This is a genomic window from Azorhizobium sp. AG788 (assembly GCF_943371865.1).
Taxonomy (GTDB): domain Bacteria; phylum Pseudomonadota; class Alphaproteobacteria; order Rhizobiales; family Xanthobacteraceae; genus Azorhizobium.
Genome location: NZ_CALRWL010000092.1, coordinates 1 through 7,708, shown reverse-complemented (window position 1 = coordinate 7,708; position 7,708 = coordinate 1). Strand labels below are relative to the sequence as shown.

The 7,708-nt window shown below is 66.1% G+C and carries 4 protein-coding genes and 4 pseudogenes; all 8 read right to left on the bottom strand.

The features are described from left to right. Positions 1-272: pseudogene (locus tag AAG816_RS27130) on the bottom strand (methyltransferase); the annotation flags it as partial. A 69-nt stretch (positions 273-341) separates the two neighbouring features. Beyond that, positions 342-539 (bottom strand): hypothetical protein, encoded by a 198-nt coding sequence (locus tag AAG816_RS27125; protein ID WP_341992837.1) that lies wholly within the window; start codon positions 537-539, stop codon positions 342-344. 40 nt (positions 540-579) lie between these two features. After that, positions 580-708 (bottom strand): annotated as a pseudogene (locus tag AAG816_RS27120) (sugar phosphate nucleotidyltransferase); the annotation flags it as partial. A 522-nt stretch (positions 709-1,230) separates the two neighbouring features. Next, a pseudogene (locus tag AAG816_RS27115) lies at positions 1,231-1,959 on the bottom strand (ISKra4 family transposase); the annotation flags it as partial. Further along, positions 1,937-2,134 (bottom strand): hypothetical protein, encoded by a 198-nt coding sequence (locus AAG816_RS27110; RefSeq protein WP_341992836.1) that lies wholly within the window; start codon positions 2,132-2,134, stop codon positions 1,937-1,939. The pseudogene AAG816_RS27115 and the gene AAG816_RS27110, both read right to left, overlap by 23 nt. 7 nt (positions 2,135-2,141) lie before the next feature. Continuing rightward, positions 2,142-2,588: a hypothetical protein gene (locus AAG816_RS27105; RefSeq protein ID WP_341992835.1), complete on the bottom strand. Its 447-nt coding sequence runs from the start codon at positions 2,586-2,588 to the stop codon at positions 2,142-2,144. Further along, positions 2,581-6,645, bottom strand: coding sequence for a TIR domain-containing protein (locus AAG816_RS27100; protein WP_341992834.1), 4,065 nt, complete (start codon positions 6,643-6,645; stop codon positions 2,581-2,583). The genes AAG816_RS27105 and AAG816_RS27100 overlap by 8 nt, the downstream gene beginning before the upstream one ends. A gap of 427 nt (positions 6,646-7,072) precedes the next feature. Continuing rightward, positions 7,073-7,708: pseudogene (locus tag AAG816_RS27095) on the bottom strand (ISKra4 family transposase); the annotation flags it as partial.

Genomic DNA, 7,708 nt, shown 5'->3' with positions numbered 1-7,708 from the left:
TGCGTCAGGTGGCGCACCATCGACTGGTTAAGACCAGACCGGTAGCCGTAATTCTCGCCGTACATCTCCCCGGCGTCATAGGAATGCGCCAGTTGCAGCAGACCGCTGTCCGGGCACCACACCAGTTCCAGAGGCCCCCGCGTGACCGGAATGCTCTTGGAATGGGGGAAGACGCCGGTCAGTTCCTGCCGCCCAAGGTCCAGGACCGAAACAAGGTGATCGCTTCCGCTGATCCGGCACTTGTCTATCCGCTTGTATCCAACGTTTTCCACAAAAGCCGCCTTCGGTTGTCAATGCGCGCTGCGCAGCTTGCCAAAACTCTCAAGACCACTCAAAAAACCTCACGATCGCTGAAGGCCGCGTCCGTACCCTTCGAAGCGGATGATGTCATCTTCGCCCAGACAGCCGCCGGACTGGGCCTCGATCGTCACCAGCGCGACGCCTTCGACCACGATCCAATGCTCGGCACGGTGATGGTACATCTGCAGCGACAGCTGCTCGCCGGGCTTGACTGTGATCCACTTGCCCTGGACGCGCAAACCGCTCCCCGACGACCCGCCGCGCGGTTTCCTGGCTCATCTTCAGATCGCTTGCCAGCGGCAGGAACTGCTCGGGATAAAGCACACGGGACAGAGGCCACAGGCGGCTTCCCGATCCACCCGACAAAATGACCGGGATCACCGTGGCGGCAACGGAGATGGTCTTCATGATTGTGCTGCCCTCGGCCAATCCCAGCGTTTCCGCCTGCAGGCGCCGATGCAGCGAGGCCCGGACGCCCATAAAAATTCCGGCGTTCGAAATGCCTCACGGTAGACCCATCCACAGGACATGTCCTCCAGATCTTTCACCCCAACCAGTTGCCAGAGCCGCCCTCTCAGCCATGCACAACGTGACATCGGAAGGCCAAACTTTTACCGCACACACTCACTTTCGATTTACCTCTAATGCCATAATCCTCCCTCGACAACAACATATTCGCGCTCTGGGGCAGATGATCTCTGACTCAAACGCTATAGACTCTGAAACATAAAAAGTGCAAATCGTCCGAATTCGATCGTGTGCATTGCGGAAGGGGGCGCGCATCCCTTTTCCCAGGGGAATCACTTCAGGTTACGGATCGGATTGTCGAACGAGTTTTTTCGAGACGATCGGGATCACGGTTGGCACGCTTTCGTCGGATCTTGAGGCTGAGTTCATCGACTTGTGAGACCGTCGCAAACCTGGGGGCCTTCACGCCGCGGGGCGGAAGGGGCGGCGGGCGTATGGCTCGGCGGCGGCGTGATCCGCTGCGAACGTCCCGTTCATCACTGCGATGCGAACCTTCAGCATGCGGTGAGCGCCACGCGGCGACCAGCGCATCTGCTGATTGGCGCCCATGCGCCGGTGCAGGAGTCGCTGGACCGTGCTTTCGGTCGTCGCCGTGGAGATGGGATCGCCCCGGCCTCGGGCGGCAGCATAGTCAATGATCAGGTTGGCCTGTCCGGCAACGTAGGTTTCCAGGGTGCGCAGCAGCGTAGCCACTTTCCGGGCCTGCCGGTCGTCGGCGGCTTCCAACAGGACGCCGAGGTCGGTCAGGGTGTCACCGATCAAGCCCAGCGCCCGCTCGGTCTGGCCATGCCAGAGCCGCCAGCGGACGCGGGATACGGCGTCGGCTATGGTCACCGTCCGCGCCGCGGCGTCCGGCTCTGCCGCTGCCCATCCCTTGACCGCTTGCGCCACATGCTGGACCCGCATCGACAGATGAAACCAGTCGAGGACATGGCGCACCGGGCCGGAACTGGCCGCCCCGGCCAGGGACCGGGGGCCTTCCGCGCCGTCGCTGAGAATGGTGACCGGCGTGGTCGCCGTCGCTCCCAGACGGCGCAGGACGTGATGAAGCTGCTTCACCTGGCGGTCAGCCTCGGCCGGCATGCTGCCGAAGACCACCTCCTGACCCTCATCGTTGGCCGCCCGCGCGATTGTAGGCGGACAAAAATGTTTGCTCCCAGCTGTACGCTAACTCTTTGAATTTCCGAGAGCGCCCGATGTACTGAACTAGGAAAGTTTGCTCTTCCTGGCGCTCTCTGAACGGCACATGCCATGGAATTTCGACAAAAATGATTGCTCCTGAAAGCCTCTTGCCGATCTGTTGCAACAGCGTCTCAAGGCTTCAGCAGGGTTGCCGCGATCATGGCGGCGTAGAGCAGGATGAAGCCCCAGGGGACTGCGCTCTCGATCCAGGACAGCGGAAGCCGCCGCGCCGACTTGTAGATTTGCCGTTCGCGAGTGAAAGGCTTCAGCGGCAGCTCGGCCTCCATCTCCATCAGCACCGAGAATTTCGCGCGGTTGAGCTGGCGGTAGGAGGCGAGCAGCGTAGCCCAGGCGAAACAGACCACGATTCCGGCCGCCGGGATCGCCCACAGCCACACCTGTTTGCCGCCGGCCCCGACCGACGCCTTGCCCTCCTGAAGATAGCCATGGAGCCCGACGATCGCGCTATTGACGCTCAACAGATAGGTGTTCGCCTGCGCCCGCCGGTCGCTGACCTTCTCGGCGGTGGCGAGAAGCAGGTCATACAGCGCGTTGTACCGCGCTCTATCCTCATCCATGCGATGGCTCCGGTTTGGGAAGGAAGGCCGCAGCCTCCAGCACGTGAATCCGGCCGAGGCCGTCGCCGAGGGCGATCAGGCAACCATGGACGGCAAATGCGGTGACGGTGGCGTCCAGGGTGATCCGCGTGATTTCGGCGCCCGTGGCGGCGTTCCACAGCCGCGCCGTCTTGTCCCAAGAGGCGGTCACGATCCGGGTGCCATCGGGCGAGAAGGCCGCGCTGGTCACTACGCCGTCATGACCGATGAGCGTGGCGGCCTGGGTGCCGGTGGCGATGTCCCACAGACGCGCCGTCTTGTCGGCGGAGGCGGTGACGATCCGGGTGCCGTCAGGCGAGAAGGCCGCGCTGTTCACTGGCTCGTCATGACCGATGAGCGTGGCGGTCTGGGCGCCGGTGGCAACGGCCCACAGCCGGGCCGTCTTGTCCCAAGAGGCGGTCACAATCCGGGTGCCATCGGGCGAGAAGGCCGCGCTTTCTACCGAGCTGTCATGGCCAACGAGCGTGGCGGTCTGGATGCCGGTGGCGGCGTCCCACAGACGCGCCGTATTGTCCCAGGAAACGGTGACGATCCGGGTGCCATCGGGCGAGAAGGCCGCGCCAATTACCCATTTGTTATGGCCGATGAGCGTCGCGGTCCGGGTGCCGGTGGCGGCATCCCACAGTTGGACCGTGTCTTTCCAGTAGGAGGCGGCGACGATGCGGGTGCCGGTGGGAGAATAGGCCACTCTGCTCACTGTGCCGTCATGACCGATGAGCGCGGCGGTCTGGGTGCCGGTGGTGGCATCCCACAGCCGCACTGTGTCGTCGTGGGAGGCGGTGACGATCTGGGAGCCATCGGGCGAGAAGGCCGCGCTGGTCACTACGCCGTCATGACCGATGAGCGTGGCGGCCTGGGTGCCGGTGGCGATGTCCCACAGACGCGCCGTCTTGTCGGCGGAGGCGGTGACGACTCGGGTGCCGCAGGGCGAGAAGGCCGCGCTGCTCACTCGCTCGTCATGACCGATGAGCGTGGCGGTTCGGGTGTCGGTAGCGGCGTCCCACAGCCGTGCCGTCCCGTCCGAGGACGCGGTGATGACGCGGGTGCCGTCGGGCGAGAAGGCCGCGCTTTTTACCGAGTTGTCATGGCCAATGAACGTGGCGATCTGGGCTCCGGTGGCGGCGTCCCACAGTCGCGCCGTATTGTCGTCGGAGGCCGTGACGATTCTGGTGCCATCGGGCGAGAAGACCGCGCCGGTCACCGAGCCGGTATGGCCGCGGAGAGTGGCGGCCCGGGTGCCAGTGACGGGGTCCCACAGCCGCGCCGTCTTGTCCCAGGAAACGGTGACGATCCTGGTACCGTCGGGCGAGAAGGCCGCGCTGGTCACCCCGCCATCATGGCCAACGAGCGTGGCGATCTGGGCGCCGGTGGCGGCGTCCCACAGTCGAGCGGTTCCGTCGTCGGAGGCGGTAACGGCGCGGATGCCGTCGGGTGAGAAGACGGCGCAGGTTACGGTACCGTCATGGCCACAGAGGGGGGTCGTCTGGGCTCCGGTTGCGGCGTCCCACAGCCGAACCGTCTTGTCCCAGGAACCGATGACGATGGGGGGGCCGTCGGGCGAGAAGGCCGGGCTGTCTTCCGTGCCGTCATGACCGATGAGCGTGGCGGTCTGGGCGCCGGTGGCGGCGTCCCGCAGACGCGCCAACAGATCGTCGGAGACGGTGACTACGCGGGAGCCGTCGGGCGAGAAGGCCGCGCTGGTCACCCCGCCGTCGTGACCGAGAAACGTGACAGTCAGAGCGCCGGTGGCAGCGTCCCACAGCCGAGCGGTTCCGTCGTCGGAGGCGGTGACGACTCGGGTGCCGCAGGGCGAGAAGGCCGCACCGGTCACCGCGTCGTCATGACTGAGGAGCGTGGCGGTCAGGGCACCGGTGGCGGCGTCCCACAGTCGCGCCGTATTGTCGTCGGAGGCGGTGACGATTCTGGTGCCATCGGGCGAGAAGGCCGCGCTGGTCACTGCGCCGTCATGACCGATGAGCGTGGCGGCCTGGGTACCGGTAGCGGTTTCCCACAGCCGCGCCGTCCCGTCCGAGGACGCGGTGACGACGCAGGTGCCGTCGGGCGAGAAGGCCGCACTGCTCACTGTGCCCTCATGGCCGACAAGGCGAAAGCGTTCCAGCCCAGGGGGAGTCAAGCCTGGCCAGCGAGGAATCAGATGGAGATCCGCGGAGCCGCACGCCGTCGCGACCAGTTCAGCAACAATCGGGTGGTTCACCGTCCCGAGCCGGCCGTAAAGTTGGAGCGGCAGTTCACGCGGATTGATGGCGAGCGTTTGCATGGACAGCGCGAGCGCACGGCCGATCAGCCGAGTGCAGGGTTCTTCCGGTTCCGGGCAGTAATCGGCGAACAGCCCCTGCGCTCCGGATACTGCGAGCTTCGCGGCGATCCAGCCGTAATCGGCCAGCAGCCTGTTGGCCTCGGCCTCCTGACCCGCTCCGCGCAGATGGTGGATCAGAAACCGCCCACCGTAGGCATCGGCCGACGGCAGGGCGGGCCAGTCGCCGCCGCAGGCCGCCTCGAACACCCCAACCAGGACGGCGTGAGCGGCGCGGCATCCGTTGGGGCCGATGCGGTTGCGCAGATACCAGATCATGGTGTCGTGCAAGCGCAACGTCCGGGCGCCAAGATCGAGGCTCTGCACCAAGGAGCAAGCCCGGAACCGCGCGGCGAGCTCTTCCGCCTCGTCCTCATCCAATCCACCGCTCTCTGCCCACAACGCCGTGACGACGTCCAGGGGAATCGCCTCGTCCTCTGGCAGGATGGCTAATTCACCCAGCCGGGCGACGTCTGCGCTGTCCAGGCCGTCCAGGCTCGCTTCGACGCATGCCTTGATCGCTCGGTTGCGGCTGGCTTCGTCCTTAGGGTCGAAGGCGGTCAGGCCGCGCTTGTCCAGGCGCTCCTCGAAACGGGCGACGGCGGCGGCAGGTGCCTCACCCAGGCCGATCCGCAGGCGCAGCCAGCCATTGGCGATGCCGAGCATCAGCGCCCAGCCGCCGAGCCGTTTGGCGAGCGCCGCCAGATGCCGGTGCGCCGCCGGGTCGTCCGCCACCGGCAGACCGGTGGACAGCAGGCGCGCAGCCTCTGCAGCGCGCATGGCGTCGACATCGATGGCCGTGTGCCCAACCGGCAGGACCTGCGGTAGCCGCGTCGTCACAAGTCGGACGCAGCGCGGGCCACCGATCAGGAAGGGCTGCAACTGCGCCTCGCGCCAGACGTCGTCGATCACCATCAGCAGCCGGGCCTCGCCGATCAAAGCGCCGAGATGCTCGGCGGCGGCCGCGGCGGTCACATAGCCGGGCCGTCGTCCCTTCGGATCGAGCCGCTCGATCAGGTCGACAACGAGGCCGGTCACGTCGTCACGCTCGTGGCCTATCTCGACGCGAAGAATACCGTCGGCGAAGGCGAAGCGCACTTCCTCGTCGCGGCACAGGGCGTTTGCCAGCGTCGTCTTGCCATAGCCGCCAGCCCCCCTCAGCGCCGTGGTCAACGCCACCGTGCCGCTTCCGTCCGTCGCCAGGATCGCGCGCTTCAGTGCATCATACTCGGCGGGGCGCGGGACAAAGCCATCGGGAGGCGGGCCGCCCGCCATGTAGGGAACCCGGCGGGGCGCGCCCGGCCCACGGAGAACCTGGAGGAGTTTTGCCCAGCGCTCCGGCTCGGCCAAGTCATAGACCTCGGCGCGCCTTATCCAGTCGGGCAAGTCGCCGCGCTTCAGGCTCGGGTCGGCGAGGATCGGACTGACCATGCAGCCGACCGAGCGGGCGTGCGACCATTCGCGCTTGACCCAGTCGGAGGCCAGGGCGCCGCCCGTCAAGATCAGCACGAGATGCTCCGCCTGTCCGATGGCGTCCAGCACCTGGGGCCGGATGTCTTCACCGCCAACGACGTCACGGATATCGCGCCATGCTGTGATGCCCGCCGCCTTCAACCGCCCCTCGAACGCCTCGGCGGCGGCGCGGCCGTCCCGGCGGGCGTAGGAGATGAAGATGCGAGGTGGCGAAAAACTCATGCTCGGCATGCTCGCGAGGGGCGTATCGGTTGGCAGTTTTGCCTATATATAAGCGCGCGTTCAACCATCCAATCACAGCTGATGAGAATTTCAGGTTGCGCCGATTCCTCAAAGTCGCGTGGATGCTATAATCTGCTCGCTGATGTCGAGGGGAGGTCCAGGCTCCGCAGCATGGCGGTGGCCATCCTGCTGGTGCTGATCGCCGGCGTGCTACCGACGAGTTGCTGGCGGATGAAGCCGTGCGGGCACTCGCTCAGATTTGCTGGGACAGCTTGGCGGCTGGATAGGCGGTGATCTTGCCGCTCGCCGGCGCCGTCGGCGCGCAAGGTCTACAGGTGCAGGAGCGATAGCTGCAGCCGCCCAATTCCTGAGGAGTAAACATTTTTGTCCATGCGCAAAATATTTTGTCTATGTGCAAACATTTTTGTCCGCCGACAGCGATCATCACCTCGAACGAGCGCATCTGGTAGGTCCGCACCGATTTCACGTGCCCCGCGTCGATGGCCAGCGTGATCGCCTGCGCCGGGGCCGGCGATCCCTCGTCCGGCGGAACCAGTGCCGCCCGTTCGAGCCGAGCCCCAACCTGGAGTGTGCGCCGGCGGATCGTCTCCACATCCGGAGCCGTATCCAAGGGCAGCAGCTCGGCCAGCAGCGCCCGCGCCCGCCGGTACGGCAGCGCGCTGCCCATCTCGGCCAGGACGCGTTCGTACTCCGGAGTGCAGCGATCGGGCATCATCTCCGCGACCGGGGTCAGGCTGCGCCGGCAGGCCACACCACAGTGGCAGGGGCCGAAGCGGGGCGCGCGCACCTCCACCGTGCCGAACAGCGACACCAATTTGCAGGTGCGGTGGTCCTTGAGCGGGCGCAATGCCCCACAGTGGCTGCACCGGCGACGGCGGCGACAGTGCGCATCGGCCTGCGCGGTGACCAGGACGCGCTGCAGGCCGGACAGGGTTGCCTTTCCCTCAGCCAAGCTCAGCCCGAGCGTCGCCGCCTGACCCACTTCGGTGCGCTCATCCTCGGAGATCACGTGCCGCGTCACCGCACCATCCCCGCCCGTCACCTCAACCAT